This is a genomic window from Billgrantia endophytica (genome assembly GCF_002879615.1).
GTDB lineage: Bacteria > Pseudomonadota > Gammaproteobacteria > Pseudomonadales > Halomonadaceae > Halomonas > Halomonas endophytica.
This window is the reverse complement of the sequence record NZ_PNRF01000037.1, coordinates 13,296-36,616: the sequence shown is the minus strand read 5'-3', so window position 1 is coordinate 36,616 and position 23,321 is coordinate 13,296. Positions and strand designations below refer to the sequence as shown.

22 protein-coding genes are annotated in these 23,321 nt (G+C 65.2%); 11 read left to right on the top strand and 11 right to left on the bottom strand.

Features of this window, described 5'->3' with window-relative positions; all coding sequences use genetic code 11:
* Positions 1 to 77 precede the first annotated feature (77 nt).
* On the top strand, positions 78 to 1,922 hold the full coding sequence (gene ilvD, locus C1H69_RS17585) for a dihydroxy-acid dehydratase (protein WP_102654683.1): 1,845 nt from the start codon (positions 78 to 80) through the stop codon (positions 1,920 to 1,922).
* Positions 1,923 to 1,987: 65 nt separating this feature from the next.
* A complete protein-coding gene (locus tag C1H69_RS17580) occupies positions 1,988 to 3,079 on the top strand; it encodes an oxidoreductase (RefSeq protein ID WP_165789532.1) in 1,092 nt (363 codons plus the stop codon).
* A gap of 22 nt (positions 3,080 to 3,101) precedes the next feature.
* Here the strand turns inward: C1H69_RS17580 and nudE are convergent, their stop codons facing one another.
* Positions 3,102 to 3,689 carry an ADP compounds hydrolase NudE gene (nudE, locus tag C1H69_RS17575; RefSeq protein WP_102654681.1) on the bottom strand — a complete coding sequence of 196 codons (588 nt, stop codon included), beginning with the start codon at positions 3,687 to 3,689 and terminating at the stop codon, positions 3,102 to 3,104.
* A gap of 123 nt (positions 3,690 to 3,812) precedes the next feature.
* Between nudE and yrfG the strand changes: the two genes are divergently transcribed.
* The 4 genes from yrfG (at position 3,813) to C1H69_RS17555 (ending at position 7,721) form a co-directional block, all read left to right on the top strand.
* Positions 3,813 to 4,553 (top strand): GMP/IMP nucleotidase, encoded by a 741-nt coding sequence (yrfG, locus tag C1H69_RS17570; protein ID WP_102654680.1) that lies wholly within the window; start codon positions 3,813 to 3,815, stop codon positions 4,551 to 4,553.
* Between the two features lie 19 nt (positions 4,554 to 4,572).
* The gene (gene hslR / locus C1H69_RS17565; RefSeq protein WP_102654679.1) at positions 4,573 to 4,959 is read left to right on the top strand and encodes a ribosome-associated heat shock protein Hsp15; all 387 of its coding nucleotides are present in this window, start codon (positions 4,573 to 4,575) and stop codon (positions 4,957 to 4,959) included.
* A 12-nt stretch (positions 4,960 to 4,971) separates the two neighbouring features.
* Positions 4,972 to 5,847, top strand: a complete 876-nt coding sequence (gene hslO / locus C1H69_RS17560) for an Hsp33 family molecular chaperone HslO (protein WP_102654678.1) — start codon at positions 4,972 to 4,974, stop codon at positions 5,845 to 5,847.
* Positions 5,848 to 6,164: 317 nt separating this feature from the next.
* Entirely contained in the window at positions 6,165 to 7,721 is a 1,557-nt protein-coding gene (locus C1H69_RS17555) for a phosphoenolpyruvate carboxykinase (RefSeq protein WP_102654677.1), read from the top strand.
* Positions 7,722 to 7,897: 176 nt separating this feature from the next.
* On the opposite strand, the gene C1H69_RS17550 is transcribed toward C1H69_RS17555, so the two are convergent.
* Positions 7,898 to 9,115: an MFS transporter gene (locus tag C1H69_RS17550; protein ID WP_102654676.1), complete on the bottom strand. Its 1,218-nt coding sequence runs from the start codon at positions 9,113 to 9,115 to the stop codon at positions 7,898 to 7,900.
* 47 nt (positions 9,116 to 9,162) lie between these two features.
* Positions 9,163 to 10,017, bottom strand: coding sequence for a LysR substrate-binding domain-containing protein (locus C1H69_RS17545; RefSeq protein ID WP_102654675.1), 855 nt, complete (start codon positions 10,015 to 10,017; stop codon positions 9,163 to 9,165).
* Between the two features lie 145 nt (positions 10,018 to 10,162).
* Here C1H69_RS17545 and C1H69_RS17540 point away from each other — a divergent pair, with 145 nt between their 5' ends.
* The 5 genes from C1H69_RS17540 (at position 10,163) to C1H69_RS17520 (ending at position 16,015) form a co-directional block, all read left to right on the top strand.
* The gene (locus tag C1H69_RS17540) at positions 10,163 to 10,417 is read left to right on the top strand and encodes a DUF1127 domain-containing protein (protein ID WP_240609990.1); all 255 of its coding nucleotides are present in this window, start codon (positions 10,163 to 10,165) and stop codon (positions 10,415 to 10,417) included.
* A gap of 70 nt (positions 10,418 to 10,487) precedes the next feature.
* Positions 10,488 to 12,869 carry a Tex family protein gene (locus C1H69_RS17535; RefSeq protein ID WP_102654674.1) on the top strand — a complete coding sequence of 794 codons (2,382 nt, stop codon included), beginning with the start codon at positions 10,488 to 10,490 and terminating at the stop codon, positions 12,867 to 12,869.
* Positions 12,870 to 12,992: 123 nt separating this feature from the next.
* Positions 12,993 to 14,615 (top strand): glutamate--cysteine ligase, encoded by a 1,623-nt coding sequence (gene gshA / locus C1H69_RS17530; RefSeq protein ID WP_102654906.1) that lies wholly within the window; start codon positions 12,993 to 12,995, stop codon positions 14,613 to 14,615.
* Positions 14,612 to 15,136, top strand: coding sequence for a disulfide bond formation protein B (locus C1H69_RS17525; RefSeq protein ID WP_240609989.1), 525 nt, complete (start codon positions 14,612 to 14,614; stop codon positions 15,134 to 15,136). The genes gshA and C1H69_RS17525 overlap by 4 nt, the downstream gene beginning before the upstream one ends.
* 21 nt (positions 15,137 to 15,157) lie before the next feature.
* The gene (locus C1H69_RS17520; RefSeq protein ID WP_102654673.1) at positions 15,158 to 16,015 is read left to right on the top strand and encodes an alpha/beta hydrolase; all 858 of its coding nucleotides are present in this window, start codon (positions 15,158 to 15,160) and stop codon (positions 16,013 to 16,015) included.
* A gap of 86 nt (positions 16,016 to 16,101) precedes the next feature.
* Here the strand turns inward: C1H69_RS17520 and C1H69_RS17515 are convergent, their stop codons facing one another.
* The 8 genes from C1H69_RS17515 to C1H69_RS17480 are packed head-to-tail and all read right to left on the bottom strand — an operon-like array spanning position 16,102 to position 23,173.
* Positions 16,102 to 16,515 (bottom strand): RidA family protein, encoded by a 414-nt coding sequence (locus C1H69_RS17515; protein WP_102654672.1) that lies wholly within the window; start codon positions 16,513 to 16,515, stop codon positions 16,102 to 16,104.
* 11 nt (positions 16,516 to 16,526) lie between these two features.
* Positions 16,527 to 16,934, bottom strand: a complete 408-nt coding sequence (locus tag C1H69_RS17510; protein ID WP_102654671.1) for an acyl-CoA thioesterase — start codon at positions 16,932 to 16,934, stop codon at positions 16,527 to 16,529.
* Positions 16,935 to 16,946: 12 nt separating this feature from the next.
* Complete coding sequence (locus tag C1H69_RS17505) at positions 16,947 to 17,627, bottom strand: ABC transporter ATP-binding protein (protein ID WP_102654670.1); 681 nt, start codon at positions 17,625 to 17,627, stop codon at positions 16,947 to 16,949.
* Between the two features lies 1 nt (position 17,628).
* Positions 17,629 to 18,372 carry an ABC transporter ATP-binding protein gene (locus tag C1H69_RS17500; RefSeq protein ID WP_102654669.1) on the bottom strand — a complete coding sequence of 248 codons (744 nt, stop codon included), beginning with the start codon at positions 18,370 to 18,372 and terminating at the stop codon, positions 17,629 to 17,631.
* Positions 18,365 to 19,360 carry a branched-chain amino acid ABC transporter permease gene (locus tag C1H69_RS17495; protein WP_240610006.1) on the bottom strand — a complete coding sequence of 332 codons (996 nt, stop codon included), beginning with the start codon at positions 19,358 to 19,360 and terminating at the stop codon, positions 18,365 to 18,367. Before C1H69_RS17495 ends, C1H69_RS17500 begins: the two co-directional genes overlap by 8 nt.
* 40 nt (positions 19,361 to 19,400) lie before the next feature.
* Complete coding sequence (locus tag C1H69_RS17490; protein ID WP_102654667.1) at positions 19,401 to 20,321, bottom strand: branched-chain amino acid ABC transporter permease; 921 nt, start codon at positions 20,319 to 20,321, stop codon at positions 19,401 to 19,403.
* A gap of 18 nt (positions 20,322 to 20,339) precedes the next feature.
* Positions 20,340 to 21,482, bottom strand: a complete 1,143-nt coding sequence (locus C1H69_RS17485; RefSeq protein WP_102654904.1) for an ABC transporter substrate-binding protein — start codon at positions 21,480 to 21,482, stop codon at positions 20,340 to 20,342.
* Between the two features lie 50 nt (positions 21,483 to 21,532).
* On the bottom strand, positions 21,533 to 23,173 hold the full coding sequence (locus C1H69_RS17480; protein ID WP_102654666.1) for a benzoate-CoA ligase family protein: 1,641 nt from the start codon (positions 23,171 to 23,173) through the stop codon (positions 21,533 to 21,535).
* Positions 23,174 to 23,321: the final 148 nt, after the last annotated feature.

Sequence of the window (23,321 nt, the reverse complement as noted above, 5' to 3'; positions counted from 1 at the left end):
ACCAAGACCGTCATCGCCGCCATGGCGACCGAGACGGCGAGAACGACATAGCGTATCTAGCGCACAAAGAGGACACCATGCCCGACTATCGCTCCCGTACCACCACCGCCGGTCGCAACATGGCCGGCGCCCGCGCCCTTTGGCGTGCCACCGGCATGAAGGACGAGGACTTCCACAAGCCCATCATCGCCGTGGCCAACTCCTTCACCCAGTTCGTGCCGGGGCATGTGCATCTGAAGGACATGGGCCAACTGGTGGCTCGGGAGATCGAGAAGGCGGGTGGCGTGGCGAAGGAGTTCAATACCATTGCCGTGGACGATGGCATCGCCATGGGTCACGACGGCATGCTCTACTCGCTGCCGAGCCGCGACATCATCGCCGACAGCGTCGAGTACATGGTCAATGCCCACTGCGCCGATGCGCTGGTGTGCATTTCCAACTGCGACAAGATCACCCCCGGAATGCTGATGGCCGCCATGCGGCTGAACATCCCGGTGATCTTCGTCTCCGGCGGCCCCATGGAGGCGGGCAAGACCAAGCTGCTCGACCACGGTATCGACCTGATCGATGCGATGATCTACGCCGCCGACGACAGCTACAGTGACGAGGACATTGCCGAGATAGAGCGCAGCGCCTGCCCCACCTGCGGCAGCTGCTCCGGCATGTTCACCGCCAACTCCATGAACTGCCTGATGGAAGCGCTGGGCCTGGCGCTGCCGGGCAACGGCACGGTGCTGGCGACCCACAGTGACCGGCGTCGCCTGTTCGAGGAGGCGGGCCACCGCATCGTCGAGCTGGCCAAGCGCTACTACGAGGGCGACGAAGCGCACCTGCTGCCGCGGGCCATCGGTTCCGAGGCGGCCTTCAGGAACGCCATGACCCTGGACATCGCCATGGGCGGTTCCACCAATACCATCCTGCACCTGCTGGCCGCCGCCCAGGAGGGTGAGATCGACTTCACCATGGCCGACATCGACCGGCTGTCCCGGGAAGTGCCCCAGCTGTGCAAGCTGGCGCCCAACACCCAGCAGTACCACATCGAGGACTGCCACCGGGCGGGCGGTATCATGGCGATCCTCGGCGAACTCGACCGCGCCGGCGTCCTGGATACTCGCGTGCCCACCGTCTACGGTGACACCCTCAAGGACGCCCTGGACGAGTGGGACATCATGCGCTCGCCGACCCCCGAGGTGGTGGAGTTCTACAAGGCCGGACCCGGCGGCGTTCCCACCCAGACCGCCTTCTCCCAGAGCGCCCGCTGGCCGAGCCTCGACGGCGATCGCGCCACCGGCTGCATCCGCGACCTGGCGCATGCCTTCTCCCGTGAAGGCGGCCTGGCCGTGCTGTTCGGCAACATTGCCGTCGACGGTTGTGTGGTGAAGACCGCCGGCGTCGACGATTCCATTCTCGTGTTCGAAGGTCCCGCCCACGTGGTCGAGTCCCAGGACCAGGCGGTGGAGCATGTCCTCGAGGGCAAGGTGAAGGAGGGCGAGGTCGTGGTGATCCGCTACGAGGGTCCCAAGGGCGGCCCCGGCATGCAGGAGATGCTCTACCCGACCTCGTACCTGAAGTCCAAGGGGCTGGGCAAGGCCTGCGCCCTGCTGACCGACGGCCGCTTCTCGGGTGGTACCTCGGGGCTTTCCATCGGACACGCCTCACCGGAAGCCGCCGCGGGTGGCGCCATCGGCCTGGTGCGCTCCGGCGACATCATCCGCATCGACATCCCCAACCGCTCGATCGACGTCACGCTGTCCGACTCCGAGCTGGCGGCGCGGCGCGAAGTGGAAGAAGCGCGTGGCAAGGATGCCTGGAAACCGACCATTCAGCGTACTCGCAAAGTCTCTGCGGCCTTGAAGGCCTATGCACTGCTGGCGACGTCGGCCGACAAGGGTGCGGTGCGCGATCTATCCAAGCTTGACTGACATCCTCCTGGCGGACCGGCCCCCGAGGCCGGTTCGCCAATGCCGGTAGCGAGTATTCTTCCATGATGAAGCAGACCTATGGCGTTGGCCTGATCGGGTTCGGCACCGCTGGGCGTATCTTTCACGCCCCGTTGATACAGGCCACTCCGGGGCTGGAACTCCTGGCTGTCGTCAGCAGCTCGCCGGAAAAGGTGAGTGAGACGCTGCCGGGTGTGGAGGTTCTACCCAAGGTGGCGGCGCTGCTCGCTCGTCCCGACATCGATCTGGTCGTGCTGGCGACCCCCAACGAGACCCACTTCCCGTTGGGCAAGGCGGTGCTGGCCGCCGGCAAGCATGTGGTGATCGACAAGCCCTTCACCGTATCGGTACCGGAAGCTCGGCTGCTCAAGGCCGAAGCCGAAAAGCACGAGCGGATGGTCAGCGTCTTTCACAACCGTCGCTGGGACACCGACTTCCTCACGCTCCAGGCGCTGCTCGAGTCGGGTAGCCTGGGGCGTCCGGTGTCGCTGGAGCTTCGCTTCGACCGCTATCGGCCGAAGGTCGCCGATCGTTGGCGTGAACAGCAAAAGCCCGGTAGCGGCATCTGGTATGACCTGGGCACCCACCTGCTCGATCAGGTTCGCACCTTGTTCGGGATGCCGCGAGCCATCCTGCTCGACCTGGCCGCCGAGCGGGACGGCGCCGAAGTCGACGATGTCTTTCTGGCCCTGCTCGACTATGAGGGAATGAGGGTGACGCTCCAGGCCAGCTCACTGGTGGCCGAGCCTTCCCCCCAGCTGACACTCCATGCCACGGGGGGAAGTTTCGTGAAGCATGGTCGTGACCCCCAGGAAAACTGGCTGCGCGCCGGACACGTTCCCACACCGGGCTGGGGAGTCGACGAGCGTCCCGGCCGCCTCACCCGGAACGAGGGGGAGGGGAGCGCGGTCGAGCTGGTCGGACGGGAGCATCCTTCGGTACCTGGCGACTACCCGGCCTACTATGCGGGCATCGTGGAAGCCCTCTCGGGACAGGTTCCGCCACCGGTTACCGTCGAGGAGGCGCTGGAGGTGATGACGCTGCTGGAGGCGGGGCTGGACAGCTATCGGCAGGACCGCTGGATACGGCTCAAGGATACCAACGTCAACTCGCGGACCCTGCATGGGCGCAGCGGCTGAGCGGGGCACGTACAGGGCCCCGCTACCAGCTCAGGGGCGCGTCGTCTTCGCGGCGTTGGCGCAAGGTATCGCGGGCGATGAACAGCGCCGCGATGGCTCGTGCTTCATGGAAGTCCTCACGCAATAACAGGGCCGGCAGCTCTTCAAGGGCGTGAGTCTCCACCACCAGCGGTTCTGGCTCGTCGCCGGGCAGGCGCCTGGGATAGAGCTCCGTGGCCAGCAGCACCTGCATGCGGTGACGCATGTAGTTGGGGGCCAGTGACAGTTCCACCAGAGGCTCGATGCGGCTGGCACCGAAGCCGCACTCTTCCATCAGCTCACGATTGGCGGCGGTAATCATGTCTTCGCCGGGGTCGACCAGCCCCTTCGGTAATGTCAGCACATAATCCTCGAAACCGGCCGCATACTCACGGATCAGCAGCACGTGTTCCGGGTCGGGCATGGCGATGATCATTACCGCCCCCTGGTCGCTGCCGGTCAGCCGCTCGAAGGTGCGCTCGGCTCCGTTGGCGAAGCGAAGATCCAGTGACTCGATGTGAAAGAGGCGGCTTCTGGCAACCGACTGGCGTGACAGTACCTGGGGTTTCTGAAGATAGAAGGTATCGGACATGGTGTCTCCGTTGCGAATAGACGAGCCGGATACGCCGCCTGTGCCTTGCCAGGAATGCGCCGCGGGTGTCCATTGGGTACAATATCACGCCTTCCACCACTATCGACGCCATCCGGAGCCGCAATGATCGACTGGTGCGCCATCGATACCGTTCTGCTGGACATGGACGGCACCCTGCTGGACCTTCACTTCGACAGTCATTTCTGGCTGGAGCACCTGCCACGGCGCTATGTGGAGCTGCACCGGCTGGATAAAGCGACCCAGGAAGCCCTGCGGGCGCGTATCATTCGTGAAAAGGGCACTCTCAACTGGTACAGCCTGGCCTACTGGAGCCGCGAGCTGGGGGTTGACGTCGTCGCGCTGAAGCGCGAGATCCAGCATCTCATCGGCTTGAGAAGCGATGCGCTGGACTTCCTCAAGTGGCTGAAGCAGGCGCACCCCCGGGTCGTGCTGGCCACCAATGCCGATCGCGAGAGCCTGGAGCTCAAGCTGCCGATCACCGGCCTCGAAAGCTACCTGGATGCCATCGTGTCGTCGGCCGACCTGGGCGTGCCCAAGGAAGCTCAGGCGTTCTGGTTCGCCATGCAGGAAGTCGAGCCGTTCGATCCCTCCCGCACCCTGTTCATCGATGACAACCTGGACGTACTGGAAAGCGCACGGGAGTATGGCATTCGTCACCTGCTCGGTATCAAGCAGCCGGACAGCACCCGGCCGGAAAAGGAGCTGAAGGAGTTCATCGCCCTGGATCGCTTCGCCGCCATTCTGCCGGAGACCCTGCCGGCGGAGGCAAGGCGGGAAATGTCGGGTGACGACCCGACGGCGGTAGCGGCGCGCAAGGGTGGTCAACCTGAAAGAAGCAGATGAATTCGGCACGGGAGGTGGCATGGATAACGTACGACTCGACAAATGGCTCTGGGCCGCCCGCTTCTTCAAGACCCGCGCCCTGGCCAAGAAGGCCATCGAAGGGGGCAAGGTCCACTACAACGGCGACCGGGCCAAGACCAGCAAGAGTGTCGAAGTGGGAGCGCTGGTACGCGTGCCCCAGGGCTGGGACCACTGGGAAGTGGAAGTGATGGCGCTTTCCGCCCAGCGCCGGGGGGCGCCCGAGGCCCGTGAACTTTACCGTGAGACGCCCGAAAGTGAAGCGCGTCGCGCCCGTGAGGCCGAAGCCAGGCGCCTGACCAACCAGGCCATGCAGCACCCCCAGCGTCGGCCCGACAAGAAGCAGCGCCGGGACATACAGCGCTTCCAGCGCCAGCAGGATGACTAGACAGAGATCCCCATGACCGATCAGATCCAGCGTTTTCTCTTCGACAATACCAATGTGCGTGGCGAGATCGTCACGCTCGAGCATGCCTATGTCGATGTCCTCGACCGTCACGGCTACCCGCCGGCCATCAATCGCCTGCTGGGTGAGCTGTTGGCGGCGGTGGCGTTGCTCACCGACACCGTCAAGCTCGACGGTATCCTTGGCATCGAGGTTCGCGGGCAGGGGGCGCTGTCGTTGCTGATGGCCGAATCCAACCCCGGTGGTGAGCTACGGGCCATCGCACGGCTGGCCGACGGCTCGGACCTGCCTGACGACGGGCAAGGCTTTCGTGATCTGGTTGGCGACGGCCATATCGTCATTACGCTGGACCCGAAAGAGGGCAACCGCTACCAGGGCATCGTGGCGCTGGAGCATGACAGCCTGGCCGGGTGCCTGGAGGCCTATTTCGCCCAGTCCGAACAGCTACCCACGCATCTGCGGCTGACGGCAGACGGAGCGAGAGCCGGCGGGCTGTTGCTGCAGCGTCTGCCGGACGAGTCGATGAACCAGGATGACGACGCATGGGATCGCAGTATCCACCTGGCCCGTACGTTGCGCAGCGACGAACTGCTGGGACTCGACCAGCAGGAAGTGCTGCGCCGGCTCTACCACGAGGAGACGGTTCGTGTCTTCGCGCCCAAGCCGCTGCGCTTCGGCTGTACCTGTTCCCGGGAACGCATCGGCGCGGCATTGCTGAGCCTGGGAGAGCAGGAACTGCGCGAGGTCCTGGCCGAGCAGGGCGTCATCGAGACCCAATGCCACTTCTGCCATACCCATTACCGCTTCGGCGGGGCCGAGATGGAAGCGCTGCTGACGACTCCGGATGGGGGACCCCATACGCTGCACTGACACGCATGGTATCGACCCGTTTCGTGCCCCCGGGGGACGACAGGACGAAAGCGGCATCGATGTTGCATCGCACAAACATGATGTGAGTCAACCTGCTGCGATGTAGCGTCGATGTAGTAGTAAAACTACATGAACTTCGGCTAACGCCAGCGTTTCCTGTCGGCTTCCTTTTTGCCATAATGGCGCCCGCCTCCAGGGCGATCGTCTCGATACAAGACGGCAACCATCCGCACGGACGATCGGACACCCCACCAGCAGATGGCGTTACGGACGCCTGGCCCACGAGAGAGAACCGGCCGCAAGGCCCAGGAATCGACATGACCACATCCCAAGCCGCTCCTCAAGCACACGTCAATCTCAGCAGCGCCGCACTCATCGAGCGTGCCGTGGCACGCGGTGAAGGCCGCCTGGCCGCCAATGGGGCGCTGGTGGTGAACACTGGCCTTCGCACCGGCCGTTCCCCCAAGGATCGCTTCATCGTCGACGAGCCCTCTACCAGCAGCCAGATCGACTGGGGCAGCGTCAACCGTCCCTTCGATGCCGATAAGTTCGATGCGCTATGGGCCCGTGTCGAGGATTACCTGAACAGCGGCGAGCGGTTTGTCTCGGAGCTCCATGTCGGCAGCGATCCGACCCACTACCTGCCGGTTCGCGTCACCACCGAGACCGCCTGGCACAACCTGTTCGGCCGTACCATGTTCGTGCGTCCGGAAGCCTACAACCCGTCCGCCAAGGAAGAGTGGACCATCCTCAACGCCCCGCACTTCGAGTGTGATCCGAACCGTGACGGCACCAATTCCGACGGCACCGTGATCCTCGATTTCGCCCGGAAGAGGGTGCTGATCGCCGGCATGCGTTACGCAGGTGAAATGAAGAAGGCCATGTTCTCGGTGCAGAACTTCCTGCTGCCGGCCTCCGACGTGCTGCCCATGCACTGCTCGGCCAACGTGGGCGAGGATGGCGAGACCACGTTGTTCTTCGGTCTCTCCGGCACCGGCAAGACCACCCTGTCCGCCGACCCGGCGCGCTACCTCATCGGCGATGACGAACATGGCTGGGGTCCGGGCACCGTCTTCAATATCGAAGGCGGCTGCTATGCCAAGTGCATCGACCTTTCCGAGAAGAACGAGCCGGTCATCTGGCACGCCATCAAGTTCGGTACCGTACTGGAGAACGTGGTTCTGGACGACCGTCGCGAGCCCGACTACACCGACGACAGCCTGACCCAGAACTCCCGTGCCGCCTATCCGCTGGAGCATGTGGACAAGCGCGTACCGGAAAACCGTGCCGGCGAGCCCAGTGCCATCATTTTCCTGACCTGCGACATGTCCGGTGTGCTGCCCCCGGTTTCGGTGCTGTCCAAGGAAGCCGCGGCATATCACTTCCTCTCCGGCTATACCGCCAAGGTGGGCTCCACCGAGATGGGCTCCTCCGCCGGTCTCGAGGCGACCTTCTCCACCTGCTTCGGCGCGCCGTTCTTCCCGCGCCCGGCCCGTGAGTATGCCGATCTATTGATCAAGCGTGTCGATGCCAAGGACGCCCAGGTCTACCTGGTGAATACCGGCTGGACCGGTGGCGCCTATGGCGAGGGTGGTTCGCGCTTCTCGATCCCGACCACCCGCGCCATCATCAGCGCGATCCAGACCGGTGTCCTGCGCGACATCGAAACCCGGCGTATCGATGGCCTGAACCTCGATGTTCCCACATCGGTTCCCGGCGTCGACTCCCGCCTGCTCGACCCTCGTGAGACGTGGGAAGACAAGAGCGCCTACGATCGCCAGCTGCATGAGCTGGCCGCCAAGTTCGTCGACAACTTCAAGAAGTTCGAGGGCGTCAGCGAAGCCATCGTCAAGGCGGGCCCCGGCCTGGCCTGACGCGAACCCGCCCGCTTCATCGCGGTCTGAACGGGGAAGGGCACAAGCCCTTCCCCGTTTTGTCGTGCATTCACTCCTCGCATGCCGGGAGCGATGGCATCAGTGGAGGGCAGTCGTGAGACGACGTCACTTCCCGGGTCTGCTGGGTGCGGCCGGTGCCGTGGGGATATTGCCTGTCAATCGGTGTTGTCGCGCTCGGCCTGATCGAAGGCCGGCGCGAGTCGAATGACCAGCAGCATCACGGCGAGCAGGGCAGCCCCGGCGAGCAGGAAGGTCAGGGTGAAGCCGACCAGTTCCGCGATCACCCCGAGGATCAGCGGTGCCAGGACCTGGGCGCCGCGATTGCCCATCAGGCGCATGCCCAGCGCGCTCGAGCGTTGCTCGGGTTTGACGTGCTCGGCGAGGATGACCATCGACAGCGGCTGCGAGATCCCCGAGCCGAGACCGACCAGCATCGCCAGTACCGCAAGCGCCACCGCACTGCCGGTCATGCCTGTCCACATCAGCCCCATCGCCACCGCCGCCACCGAGGCGATCATCGTCTTCGAGCGTCCGCCCATGGCCTGGATCACCTGGGGCATGATCGGGCGGATCAGCATCGCCGACAGGGCCCGAAGGCTCACCAGTACCCCGATCAAGGTGGCCGAGAAGGTCAATTCCTCCAGGTACACCGGGAGAAAGGCGGCATGAGCGCCGAGGGCGAACAGCACCGCCACGGTAACGGCGATCGACATCTGTACGCCGATATTGTCGCGCAGCAGCGAGGCCTGGGCACGGTAGCCGAGCAGCGAACGCGGGGTGGCGTGGCCGCGGCGGGCGTTGCCGACGAAGTAGCAGGAACTGATCAGACTGATCGCCGGTATCGCACCGATCGCGGCGAATACCCAGCCCATGCCGAGGGTGTCGATCAGGCGGCCGGCCAGCAGCGGGCCGACCAACTGGCCGCCCGAGAGACACATCGTGTACCAGCCGAAATAGCGCTCCAGGGCCCGGCCTCGGCCGAGTCCCGCGACGACCGATTGCGCGGCGATGACCATCACCACATGGGCCAGGCCGATGACGACCTGGGTGGCCAGCAGGCCGGAGAAGGTGGGCAGGGCCACGCTTAGCCAAGGGCCCAGCATCATGCCCACGGCGCCAATAAAGAAGACCTTCTGCGGACCCACACGTGTGACGATACCGCCCAGCGGGATGGCGAACACCAGCGGCAGCAGATAGGGCGCCGATAGAATCAGCCCCACCAGCGACGGGCTGGCGCCAAGCTCCAGCGCGCGCAACGGCACCGCCAGTAGCAGCATGGTCTGGGCCACGAAGACACTGGTCAGGCCGATGCAGACCATGACCAGGTTGCGAATAGCGTCGGGGGCCGGGGTTGTGCTTGAGCTGTCGTCCATGACTTTCCTTGGCAAGTGGTGGGTCAGGCCTTGAACAGCACCGGGCCTCAAGCACGGAACCCCTCGACGATATGCTGCGCCAGGCCATCCACCGCGGGTGAGGTGGCCTCGGGTGAGCGCAGCAGCACGATGGAGCCGTCCGGCAGCGGGGGCAGGCCGTCACTCTCGTCGAGGGTCCTCATGCCGGGCGTGACCAGGCTCTTCATCAGCGCGGAGACGGCTAGGCCGGCGCCCACCACCGCCTGCAGCGTGGCCAGGCTGGGGCTGGAGTAGGCGATGCGATACTGACGCCCGGCGCGGGTGAGAGCGTTGCAGGCGTGCCTTCGGCAGAAGCAGGGCTCCTCGAACAGCGCCAGGGGCAGCGGCGACTGGCGATGCACCGGGTGGCTCTCCGCCACCACCCAGACCGTCTCCTCACGGCGCAGGATGGTACCGATCTCCTGGCCCACTTCGCGGGTCACGATGCTCAGATCCAGGCTGCCCTGTTGGCGCCCGAGCAGCTCCGAGGAAGGGGCGCACTGCACCTCGACATCCACCAGCGGCCAGGTCTGCGAGAACGATTTCAGAATGCCCGGCAGAAAGCGCATGACGAAATCGTCGGGCACGCCAATTCGCACCCGTCCGACCATATCCGGCTCGCGCAGCATGTTGAGCGCCTCGCCCTGCAGCGCGAGGATGCGGCGGGCGTAGCCTAGCAGGGTGGTGCCTTCGCTGGTCAGATGCATCTGGCGCCCCTGGCGTTCGAACAGCGGACGCTGGATGACGTCTTCCTCGAGCCGCTTGATCTGCATGCTGACGGCGGATTGGGTGCGGTTGACCGCCTGGGCCGCGCGGGTGAAGCCGCCGTGGTCGACGATGGCGACGAAGGTGCGCAGCAGTTCATGGTCGATGGTGTGGAGCATGGTCGTTTCCAACGAGCGGTTTCATGTGGCTGTCGAGTCAATCCATCAGCTGAGGTGATGATGGGCATAACTACTATTCGTTGGATTGATTCTAGTGCCTCGTCGAGACTTTCTCCATCGCATCAGCGGAAGGAGGAAGACGAGCATGAACATGAAGGCAACGATAGTCCGTGAAGAGGCTTCGCCTCAGCGTGAGTCCAGCCCTCGAGGGCGTTTGCGCTTCATACTGGAGCTGTGGCGCTGGGCCCGGCGTATGGATCGTCTTGCCCAGCTTCGCCGTGAGCGCAACCAGTTGCATGAGCTCAGCGATGAATTACTGAGGGACATCGGCCTGACTCGCGACGAGGCCAACCGGGAAAGCCGCCGTCACTACTGGGACGACATCGGCTGGCGGCGCTGATGCTGCGGCGACAACGTGGCGTTTATGGTACCTTGGCGTGATCTTTTGCTGTTGCAACATCAAGGATGTCATGGACGCCACGACCCGGATCATTTCACGTCTCGCCGAGGAGCTTTCCGTTCGCCCGCAACAGGTGACGGCGACGGTGGAGTTGCTCGATGGTGGGGCCACCGTGCCCTTCATTTCCCGCTATCGCAAGGAGGTCACCGGTGGCCTCGACGATACCCAACTGCGCCACCTCGACGAGCGTCTGCGCTACCTGCGTGAACTCGAGGAGCGGCGAGGCACCATTCTTGCCGCCATCGACGAACAGGGCAAGCTGTCCGATGCCCTGGCGGCCCAGATTCAGGCCGCCGATACCAAGCAGCGCCTGGAGGACCTTTACCTCCCCTATCGCAAGAAGCGTCGCACCAAGGCCCAGATCGCACGGGAAGCCGGCCTGGAGCCGCTCGCCGATGCCCTGTTTGCCGACCCCACGCTCGACCCCGAAACCGAAGCCGCCCAGTACCTGCGGCCGGCGGAAGGGGATATTCCCGCCATAGAGGACACCAAGGCAGCGCTGGATGGCGCCCGCCAGATCCTCATGGAGCGCTTTGCCGAAGACCCCGAGCTGGTGGGGGCGCTGCGCGAGCGGCTGTGGAGCGAGGGCGAGCTCGGTGCGCGGCTGCTGGAAGGCAAGGAGCGCGAAGGCGCCAAGTTTTCCGACTATTTCGAACATGACGAAAAGCTGGCCAAGGTGCCCTCGCATCGGGCGCTGGCCATGTTCCGCGGCCGCAACGAAGGCGTACTGAGCCTGGCCATTCGCCTGCCCGGCGAGGACGAGGCGCCGATCCATCCCGCACAGGTCGCCATCGCCCGGCATTTCAACATCCATGACGCAGGCCGGGCCGCCGACCGCTGGCTGGCCGACGTGGTGCGCTGGACCTGGCGGGTGAAGCTCTATACCCATCTCGAGACCGAGCTCATGGGCAGGCTGCGTGAACGCGCCGAGCTGGAAGCCATCGAGGTCTTCGCCGCCAATCTCAAGGACCTGCTGCTGGCCGCTCCGGCTGGTCAGAAGGCGACCCTGGCCATCGACCCTGGCCTGCGCACCGGGTGCAAGGTGGCGGTGGTGGACGCCACCGGCCAGTTCCTCGAACATGCCACCCTCTATCCCCATGCGCCCCGCAATGCCTGGGATGCCGCATTGGCGGAGCTGGCCCGGCTGGTGGACAAGCACGACGTGGCATTGATCGCCGTGGGCAACGGCACCGCCAGCCGCGAGACCGACCGGCTGGCCGGTGATCTGCTGACGCTGTGTTCCGCGCGAAAGGGGTCGGGCAAACGGCCGTTGGCCAAGGTGATGGTCAGCGAGGCCGGGGCCTCGGTCTACTCGGCGTCGGAATACGCCTCGCGGGAATTTCCCGACCTGGACGTCACCATTCGCGGTGCTGTTTCCATCGCCCGTCGCCTGCAAGACCCGCTGGCCGAGCTGGTCAAGATCGAGCCCAAGTCCATTGGCGTGGGCCAGTACCAGCACGATGTTTCCCAGCTGCAGCTTTCACGCAGCCTGGAAGCCGTGATCGAGGACTGCGTGAACGCCGTGGGGGTGGATCTCAACACGGCATCCAGCGCCTTGCTGTCCCGCGTCGCGGGCCTCAATGCGGCACTGGCCGAGAACATCGTCGCCAAGCGCAATGCAGAGGGCGCCTTCGTCAGCCGCAGGCAACTGCTGGACGTCAGCCGTCTGGGGGCCAAGACATTCGAGCAGTGCGCGGGCTTCCTGCGCATCATGAATGGCGACAACCCGCTCGATGCCAGCGCGGTCCATCCGGAGGCCTACCCGCTGGTGGAGCGCATCGCCAGCCGCAGCGGTCGCCCGCTGGCCAGCCTGATCGGCGACAGCGCCACCCTGAAGGCAGTGAAGCCGGCCGAATTCGCCGACGAGCGCTTCGGGGTACCGACCATCAGCGATATCCTCAAGGAACTCGACAAGCCGGGTCGCGACCCGAGGCCCGAGTTCAAGGCCGCCGAGTTCCGTGAAGGCGTGGAAACCCTCAAGGACCTGGAGCCGGGCATGATCCTGGAGGGCAGCGTCACCAACGTCACCCACTTCGGCGCCTTCGTCGACATTGGCGTCCATCAGGACGGCCTGGTCCACATTTCGGCCCTGTCCGACAAGTTCGTCGATGACCCGCGCTCGGTGGTCAAGGCCGGCGACATCGTCAAGGTCAAGGTCATGAGCGTGGACCTGGAGCGCGCGCGCATCGGGCTCACCATGCGCCTCGACGACCAGCCTGGTGATTCGGGCGACGAGAGGGGCGGCAAGCCGAGGCGTGGCGGAAGTGTCGAGCGCCACCGCGGCCAGGAAAAACCACCGCGCAAGAGTGCCGCAGCCAGTCAGGGCCAGCCCGGCGGACAGTTGGGTGCGCTGGGTGCGGCGCTGCTCAAGGCGAAGAAGGGGAAATCTTGAACCCTGCTCCAGTGACGCCATACTCTCGACAATACGCGATTGACCATTGTCGGCCGCTTCCCGCGGCCGGCACGCTTCGACCGGGAATCCTGCCGCAGGCTTCCGAGACACGGGGTCCATGCCTTGTCTGATTCATTTTCTGCTACCGTTGCGCACCTTTCCACGCTGGCTGCCGAGGGTCGTTTCGGCCGTCTGCGCCGAGGCATCGAAAAGGAAGGACTGCGCGTTGATAGGGATGGACGCATCGCCGCCACGCCCCATCCATGGGCGCTGGGTTCCAAGATGACCCACCCCCATATCACCACCGACTATTCCGAAGCGTTGCTGGAGTACATCACGCCGGTCTACAGTCGTCCGAGCGACGCCATGGCGTTCCTGGCCGACCTGCATCGCTTCAGCTATCGTCACCTGGAAGACGAACTGGTCTGGCCGGCCAGCATGCCGCCACGGCTCGATGGTAACGATAGCGTGACCATCGCCGACTATGGCCGCTCCAATGTGGGCATCATGAAGCACGTTTACCGCAAGGGCCTGGACGTGCGCTATGGCCGTATCATGCAGGCCATCGCCGGTATCCACTACAACGTTTCGCTGCCGGACGAGCTGTGGACGCTGCTGCGTGAGCGGGACGGGGCCACGGATACCCCGATGAGCGAATACCGCTCCAGCCGCTACTTCGGGCTGATCCGAAACTTTCGCCGCCACAGCTGGCTGCTGCTTTACCTGTTCGGCGCTTCCCCGGCGCTGGACCGCAGCTTCCTGCCGGACGGCGGCATTCCCGACAACCTGCAGGCGCATGGGCACGACACGCTGGTTTCCCGCTACGCCACCAGCCTGCGCATGTCGGACCTGGGCTACCAGAACAAGGTCCAGGCGCAGCTCAAGATCTGTTTCAACTCGCTGTCCAATTACGTCGGTACGCTGCGGCACGCCATCTCGACGCCGTGGCCGCCCTATGAGGCGCTGGGTGTCAGGGAGAATGGCGGCTGGCGTCAGCTCAATGCCAATATCCTGCAGATCGAAAACGAGTACTACAGCGACATCCGCCCCAAGCGGGTCGCCCGCCACAACGAGACCCCCAGCCAGGCCCTCGAGGCACGAGGGGTGGAGTACATCGAGGTTCGCTGTCTCGATCTCGACCCCCTGCTGACACTGGGAATCGACGAGTCGCGCATTCGCTTCCTCGATACCTTCCTGATGTGGTGCCTGCTCGCCGAGAGTGGATGGATCAGCGACGACGAGTGCGACCGGCTGGATGACAACCGCAAGCGCGTGGTGGACCGGGGGCGTGATCCCGAGCTGCGGCTGGAGCATGACGGGCGGCTGCGCTCCGTGGCCGACTGGGGGGGCGAGATCTTCGCCGAAATGGCGCAGGTGGCCTCGCTGCTCGATCGTCTCGAGGAGAGCACGCCCCATGTGGAGGCCCTGGCGGCGTTGGCGCCTAGCCTCGGCGATCCGTCTCTGACGCCTTCCGGCAAGCTGATGCGTCGGCTGGAAGAGACCGGCGAAGGTTTCGTCGATTCCATGCTCGCCATTGCCCGGGAGCAGGCCGAACGGCTGCGAAGCGAACCCATGGATCATGCCCGCGAGGTGCTTTTCGATCAACTGGTCGAAACCTCCCATCAGCAGCAGAAGGACATCGAGGCCACCGACGTGGACAGCTTCGATGACTTCCTCGCTCACTATTTCGACCGCGCCCGGGAGCCTCGTGCCACCGCCGCGGCAAGCCGGGGAGAGGCGTCGTGACGTCGGGATTGCAACGGGTGAGCGTACGTCAATGGAGCCTGGGCGGCCTGGCCTTCTGCGTGCTGATGATGCTGGTGGCGCTGGGCCTGGAGCACATCGGCGGCCTGGAGCCGTGTCCACTGTGCATCTTCCAGCGGGTGGCCGTACTGGCGGCGGCGGCGGTATTCATCGTCGCGGCGATCCATGACCCGCTCGGAAGGGCGGGAGCCGCGCTATACGGCGGGCTGGCGTTGGCAGCGGTCATCGGCGGGATCGCGGTGGCCTGGCGCCACCTGTGGCTCCAGTCCCTACCGCCGGACCAGGTGCCAAGCTGTGGGCCCGGCCTCGACTACATGATGGATATCCTGCCGCTGCGTGACGTGCTGGCCATGGTGTTATCGGGCTCCGGCGAATGTGCCGAGATCGACTTCCTGCTGCTGGGCATCTCGCTGCCCGGCTGGACGCTGATCGGCTTCGTCATACTGGCGTTGGCGCCGCTGGGCATGCTGCTGGGAGCCTTCCGCGAACGCCGTCCGGCCTGATCCAACAATAGGGACACCACCATGCTCTATCGTGACTTCGCCACCCAGGAAGCGATCGATCGCCAATACGATCCCTTGCGCGAGCGTGACCCGATGGCGCTCGTCACCGATTGGCGCGCACGCAGCGAAGCGTCGCGCGCCCGGTATCGGGTCACCCTCGACCAGCCGTTCGGCCCCTCGCTTGCCGAGTGCATGGACGTCTTCCATGCCGAGGGTACGAAGACACCGGTGCACCTGTTCTTTCACGGCGGCTACTGGCGCTCGTTGAGCCACAAGGAGTTCGGCTTCGTCGTCGATGGTCTGGTGCGGGCGGGGGTCACAGTGGCGGTGGTCAACTATGCGCTCTGTCCCTCGGTGCCGTTCAGCGAAGTGGTCAGGCAGAGCCAGGCGGCAGTGGCCTGGGTCCATCGCAATGGCGAGCGGCTGGGTGTCGATGCCGGCCAGCTGAGCGTCTCGGGGCACTCGGCCGGTGGGCATCTCTGCGCCATGCTGCTCGCCACCGACTGGGAAGGTGTGTTCGGCCTGCCCAACGACCTGATCCGCGGCGCGCTGTGTCTCAGCGGCCTGTACGACCTGGGGCCTTTTCCCTGGTCGTGGCTGCAGCCCAAGCTTCAGCTCACCGGGCGCGACGTGGCCGCCTACAGCCCGCTTTTTCGGCGCACCCATGTTCCGGCGCCGGTGCACCTGGTGGCGGGTGGCAAGGAGTCCAGCGAATTCGAGCGGCAGATGCTGGCCCACGCCAGGCACCTGGAGGCCCAGGGGATGGAGGTCACGTCCGAACTGCTGCCCGACGACGACCACTTCTCCCTTCTCGATCACTACCGCCCGGGCGGACACGTCGCGGAGCGGATCGGCGCCTGGCACCGGCGGCCGGCCTGACAGCGTTCCCGCCGCCTTGCCGTTACACCGGCCCGATACGATTCGCCCCGGCATTCCCCGGGGCGGTTCTGGAACGGGGAGCGGGCTCAGCCCTCCGGCAGTACGGCAGTGGCCTCGATCTCCACCTTGGCGCGGTCCTCTATCAGGTCGGCGACCTGCACCATGGTCATGGCCGGGAAGTGCTTGCCCAGCACCTCGCGGTAGGCGGCGCCCACTTCCTTGAGCCGCGCCAGGTATTCCTGCTTGTCGGTCACGTACCAGGTCAGACGCACCAGGTGCTCGGGGCCGGCACCGGCTTCATCGAGCACCTCGACGATGTTGATCAGGGCCTGATGCACCTGGGCGACGAAATCGTCGCTCTCGAACACCTGGCCGGCATTCCAGCCGATCTGTCCGCCGACATAGACGGTGCGCCCGGAGGCGAGCGTGCCGTTGGCATACCCCACGGCGGTTTTCCAGTGGGAGGGGTGGAGGAGCTGGTGTACGGAGGCGTCACTCATTATAGGTATCCTTATTGGCTGTCCATGGCAAAGTGCCGACGCATGGCATCGGGCCAGGGAAGCGGTCTTCCGCTGGCCAGGTCGACGAAAACGAGGGTGGAGTCGCTGGTCAGGCGTCGTTCGTCGCCGCGGTAGGCGGTGACCCGCAGCTTGAGGCTGGTGCGACCCGTGGCGAGGGGGGTGAGGCGGAACTCCAGCACCTCTCCCAGCCGGCTCGGAGCGTGGAACCGGGTCTCGATGGAAGCGGTGGGCACCCCGGTGCCCGACTCGACGTGGAGCCGGTTGAAGTCGTGCTCCACCACCTCGGCGAACCAGTCCTCCACCACCGAGTTGATCATCTCGAAGTAGCGCGGGTAGAAGACGATGCCGGCCGGGTCGCAGTGCTGGAAGCGGACTTTCCGCCGGGTCGTGAAGGTCATGGTGCTCTCCTGTCACACGCCGAGATAGCGGTCGCGAATGGCATCGTCGAGGGCATCGGGCTGGCCGTTCCATACCGTACGCCCCTTCTCGAGGATGGTGCAGCGATCGGCGATGGGCAGCAGCTCGGAGAGGGACTTGTCCACGATCAGGGTGGACTGGCCCTGCTCCTTGAGCAGGCGTATGGCCGACCAGATCTCCCGACGGATGACCGGGGCGAGGCCTTCGGTGGCTTCATCGAGCACCAGCAGGCGCGGATTGGTCATCAGCGCCCGCCCGATGGCCAGCATCTGCTGTTCCCCGCCCGACAGGGTGCTTGCCATCTGATAGCGCCGCTCGGCGAGCCGTGGGAAGAGTTCTTCCACCCTTGCCAGGCTCCAGTAGCCGGGGCCGGAGGTCACCACCAGGTTCTCGCGCACCGAGAGATTGGGAAAACAGCGGCGCCCTTCGGGAACCAGCCCCAGCCCGGCCTGGGCGATACGGTAGGCGGGCAGGCGACGCAGGTCCTTCGCCTCGAACTCGATGCTGCCGCTGCGGGCCGGTGTCAGCCCGAAGATCGAACGGATGGTGGTGGTCTTGCCCATGCCGTTACGGCCCATCAGGGCGACCAGTTCCCCCGCCTCCACGGCGAGGTTCACGCCGAACAACGCCTGGGAAGGGCCGTAGAAGGTTTCGATATTGGTGACGGTGAGCATCTCAATCTCCCAGGTAGGCTTCGCGGACGTGGGGGTCTCGGCGAATCGTGGCGCTATCGCCCTGGGCGATGATGCTGCCGGCCACCAGTACCGAGATACGGTCGGCAAGCCGGAACACCGCCTCCATGTCATGCTCGATCAACAGGATCGGCACCTCCTGCTTGAGCGCCTCGAGCAGCTCGGTGAGCTGCGCCGTGCCCTCCGGGCCGAGGCCCGCCATGGGTTCGTCCAGCAGCAGGACACGGGGCTTGAGTGCCAGGGCACAGGCGACCTCGACCTGACGGCGTTCGCCATGGGAGAGTTCCGACACCGGCGTCCAGGCGCGGTGGCCAAGCCGCATGCGCTCCAGCGCCTCGCGGGCGGGAGCCTGCAGGCTCTCGTCGCGGCTCACCGGTGTCCAGAAACGGAAGCTGTGACCCTGCAGGGCCTGGACGCCGATCATCACGTTGCGCATCACCGACAGCGGCTCGGCCAGCGACGAGATCTGAAAGCTGCGGCCCAGTCCCAGGCGGGCCCGCTGGGAGACATTCAATGCCGTGATCTCCTTGCCGGCCAGGTGCACGCTGCCCTCGTCCGGGCGCAGGCTGCCGGCGATCTGGCCGATCAGGGTCGACTTGCCGGCGCCGTTGGGGCCGATCAGCGCGTGGATCTCGCCCGGCTGCAGATCGAGGGAGACGTCGTGGGTGGCCTGCAGGGCGCCGAAGCGCTTGTACAGGCGGGTCAGGGACAGCACGCTCTCACTCATTACGCTCTCTCCCGGCCAGCCACCCCATCACCCCATGCTTGGCGAACAGCACCACGCACAGCAGCATCAGGCCGAGGAACAGCTTCCAGTATTCGGTCAGCCCACCCAGCAGCGTCTCCATCATCACGAACAGGATGGCTCCGGCCAGCGGGCCATAGAGTCGGCCAACCCCACCAAGGATGACGATTACCATCAGCTCCCCCGAAAAGTGCCAGCTGAGCATGGTGGGGCTGATGAAGCCGTTGAGGTCGGCATACAGCGCGCCGGCCAGGCCCGTGATCATGGCCGAGATGACGAAGGCCATCAGTCGAATGGGGTAGGGGGAAATCCCGGCGGTCGCCAGGCGCGTATCGTTGAGTCGCGCCATGGTCAGGGCCGCACCGAAGCGCGACTTCATCAGTCGCGAGGTGATCGCCATCGACAGCAACAGCCCGGCGAAGCAGATCAGGAAGAAGACCAGGGGCTGGTTGGTATCGACCAGGGGCAGCGTATTGCGCAGATAGATCGGCAGGCCATCCTCGCCGCCATAGGAGGGCCAGGAGTTGGCGAAGTAGTACATCATCTGCGCGAAGGCCAGGGTGATCATGATGAAGTAGACCCCCGTGGTGCGCAGCGAGATGGCGCCGATGGCCAGCGCCAGCAGGCCGCAAAGCAGAATGGCGGCCAGCCAGATCACCAGCATGCTGTCGCTGCCCGGGATGGCGACCGGCCAGCTCATGAACGGCGTGAAATCGAAGGCGTGATAGGCGCTGATGCCGGCCACGTAGCCACCCAGGCCGAAGTAGGCGGCATGGCCGAAACTCACCATGCCGCCATAGCCGATCGCCAGGTTGAGCCCCACGGCGGCCATGGCGATCACGGTAATGCGCGAGGCCAGGTTGATATAGTAGATATGGCCCAGCAGATAGGCGGCGAGTGGCGCCAGCAGCAGCAGGGCCAGCAGGCCGATCTGAACCAGGCCCTTGCGATCGAACCACCTGGCCGGCATCGCCGGCAGGCCGGGAGGCGCGATGATACCTGTCTTGAGTTTATCCATTGGCGGCAAACAACCCCTTCGGCTTGAACGCGAGAATGACGGCCATGAGAATGTAGATCAGCATGGCGGCCAGCGCGGCCCCCACCCCGGCGGCTTCGGAGGGACTCATGAAATTGCGGAACAGGGCCGGCAGGAAGACGCGTCCCAGGGTGTCCACGACACCGACCAGGACGGCGCCGAACAGGGCGCCCTTGATCGAGCCGATGCCGCCGATGACGATGACCACGAAGGCCAGGATCAATACCGGCTCCCCCATGCCCACCTGCACCGACTGCAGGGCGCCGACCATCGCCCCGGCCAGGCCGGCCAGCGCCGCTCCCATGGCGAACACCAGGGTATAGAGGCGGGCGATGTTGACGCCCAGCGCGCCGATCATCTCGCGGTCGCTCTCGCCGGCGCGGATACGCATGCCCAGCCGGGTGCGCGAGATCAGCAGGTAGAGACCGATGGCCACGGCGATGCCCACACCGATGATCACCAGCCGGTAGAGCGGATAGCGGGCGCCGCCGGGCAGGGTGACGAAGCCCGTCAGGGACTGTGGTGGGCTGAGCCACAGCGGCGAGGAGCCGAACAGCCAGCGAGTGCCCTCGGAGAAGATCAGGATCAGCGCGAAGGTGGCCAGGACCTGATCGAGATGGGGACGGTGGTAGAGACGTCGGATGACGATCAGCTCGACCAGCGCACCCACCGCGGCGGCAACCAGTACACCGGCCACCAGGCCGGTGAAGAAGGAGCCGGTGGCGGCGGTGGCCAGGGCAGTGGCATAAGCGCCGACCATGTAGAAGGAGCCGTGGGCCAGGTTGATCAGCCCCATCACGCCGAATACCAGCGTCAGCCCGCTGGCCATCAGGAACAGCATGGTGCCCAACTGCAGGCCGTTGATGAGCTGCTCGATAAACAAGGTAACGGACACGGCAAGCTTCCTTATGTTTTACATCTGGCAGTCGACGGCGTAGACGTCCTGGATGTCCTCGACGGCCAGGCCGACCAGGCGGTTGGTGGGCTGGCCGTCGTCACCCTCGACCACCTCGCGGACATGGATGTCCTGGATGGGATGGTGATTGGGGCCGAAGCGGAACTTGCCACGCACCGAGTCGAAGTCGGCCTCGCGCAATGCCTCGCGGAAGGCATCCTGGTCACTCGGGTGCGCCTTGTCCAGGGCGCTGAAAATCAGCAAGGCCGTGTCATAGCCCTGAGCGGCATAGAGGGTCGGCATCCGGTCGTAGGCCTCCTGGAAGCCACTGACGAACCTGTGGTTGGCCTCGTTGTCGAGGTCGTAGGCCCACAGCGACGTGTTCATGGCACCGATCGCCGCGCTGCCCACCGCCTTGATGATGGTTTCGTCGAAGGAGAAGGCCGCGCCGAACACCGGCAGATCGACGCCGGAATTGTCCCACTGGTTCATGAAGGAGATACCCATGCCGCCGGGCAGGAAGAAGAACAGGCTGTCGGCATTGCTGGCGCGGATCTGGGTGATCTCGGCGGCGTAGTCGGTCTGGCCCATCTGGGTGTAGATCTCGTCGACCACCTCGCCCTCGTAAAGGTGCTTGAAACCGGCCAGGGCATCGGTGCCGGCGGGGTAGTTGGGGGCCAGCAGGATCGGCCGCTCGTAGCCCTGCTCGCGCATGTAGGCGCCCATCGCGCCGTGCAGGTTGTCGTTCTGGTAGGCGACGTTGAAATAGTTCTCGTGGCACATGCGCCCGGCCAGGTCGGAGGGGCCGGCGTTGGGCGAGATGTAGAAGGTGCCCTGGCGCACGGCGGCGGGCACCACCGCCATGGCCAGATTGGACCAGATCAGGCCGGTGAGGATATCGACGTTGTCGCGCTGCATGAACTCGTTGGAGAGGCTTCTGGCCAGATCGGGACGATTGGCGTCGTCCTGTACCAGCAGTTCGATGTCATCGCGGCCGGCCTGCTCGATGGCCAGCCTGAAACCATCGCGAACATCCACGCCGAGATGGGAGCCGCCGCCGGACAGGGTGGTGATCATGCCGATCTTCACCTCGTCGGCATGGGCCGCCATCAGGCTGGAGGAGAGCAGCAGGCCGAGGCCGACGCTTGCGAATGTCTTCATGGGGGTTACCCTCTCTGCGTTGTTGGTATTGTGGATGTTGCGGAGCGCCGTCATGGCACCGGGTTGTCGGGATAGTGCGCCTGACGCAACTGGAAGCGCTGAATCTTTCCGGTAGCCGTCTTCGGCAACGTCTCGACGAAACGGATCGAACGGGGATACTTGTAAGGCGCGATGGTCTGCTTGACGAAATCCTGCAGACGCTGGACACAGCCCTCGTCCGGTTCGATCTCGGGAGACAGTACCACGAAGGCTTCGACGATCTGCCCACGCTCGCCATTCGGTGCACCGATCACCGCGCACTCCCGCACCATCTCGTTGGCCAGCAGCGCGGCCTCGACTTCGGGACCGGCGATATTGTAGCCGGCGGATACGATCATATCGTCGTTGCGAGCGGCAAAATGAAAATAGCCCTCGGCATCCTGATAGAAGGCATCCCCGGTAATGTTCCAGCCATCGCGGACATAGTCACGCTGGCGTGAGTCGGCCAGATAGCGGCAGCCGGTGGGACCCCTCACCGCCAGGCGGCCGACCTCGCCTCGGGGCAGCTCACGCATGCCGGCATCGACGATGCGGGCCTCGTAGCCTGCCACCGGCAGGCCGGTACAGCCGGGGCGGTGGTCGTCCAGTCGGTTGGAGAGGAAGATGTGCAGCATCTCGGTGGCGCCGATTCCATCCAGGATGGGAGTGCCGGTGCGCTGGATCCAGTCGTGATAGATCGGCGGGGGCAATGTCTCGCCGGCCGATACCGCCACCCGCAGGCTCTCCAGTTCGCGCCCGCTCTCCAGGGAGGCGAGCATGGTGCGGTAGGCGGTGGGGGCGGTGAAGACCACCGTGGCGCGATGCTCCCGGATGATCTCCAGCATGTTGGGGGGCGAGGCGCGTTCCAGCAGCACCGCCGTGGCGCCGAAGCGCAGCGGGAAGATCGCAAGGCCCCCCAGGCCGAAGGTGAAGGCCAGCGGCGGCGAGCCGACGAAGACATCGTCCGGCGTCACCTGCAGCACCTCCCTGGCATAGCCATCGGCGATGATCAGCAGGTCGCGATGGTAGTGCATGGTGGCCTTGGGCTCACCGGTGGTGCCGGATGTGAAGCCCAGCAGTGCCACGTCGTCGGCGGCGGTATCCACGGCAGCGAAGTCGTCGGCCTTGTCCAGCGCCAGGCGATCGAGCTCGGCGTCGTGGTTGGCGGTGCCGTCGAAGGCGACGACCCGCTGAAGGAATGCACTGTTCGAGGCGCAGGCCTCGAGTTCCTCGAGCAGGCGCGAGTCGCACAGGGCCAGCGACACCTCGGCCTTGTCGACGATCTGGCCCAACTCGCCGGCGCGCAGCATTGGCATGGTGTTGACCACCACGGCGCCGGCCTTGGTGGCGGCCAGCCAGCAGGCCACCATGGCCGGGTTGTTGGCCGAGCGGATCAGCACCCGATTGCCCGGTCGCACGCCCAGGTCCTCGACCAGGGCGTGGGCCAGGCGATTGGTCCATCCGGCCAACTCACAGTAGGTGCGTTGCCGGCCGTTGCCGATCAGGGCGACACGGTCGCCGTGGCCCTGTTCGACCTGCCGGTCGCAGAGCGCCACGGCGGCATTGAGCCGCTCGGGGTAGTCGAAGCCCGCAAGCAACAGGTCGGGAAACCGCGCCCCGGGGGGCAGGTTGTCCCGAGCGAAGCTGTCGCCATGGGCCGATGGTGTGTTCATGACCATTCTCCGTACATCGTGTTTTTGTTGTTCGGCGCCCTGGGGCGTCGACAGGGGGATACGGTGTCTGGCGTGTCTTGGGAAACACTGCACAAATGCCTGCGCGAGCGAATCGCTGCGTTGCGCGGTGCCGAAGCGTCGGAATCCT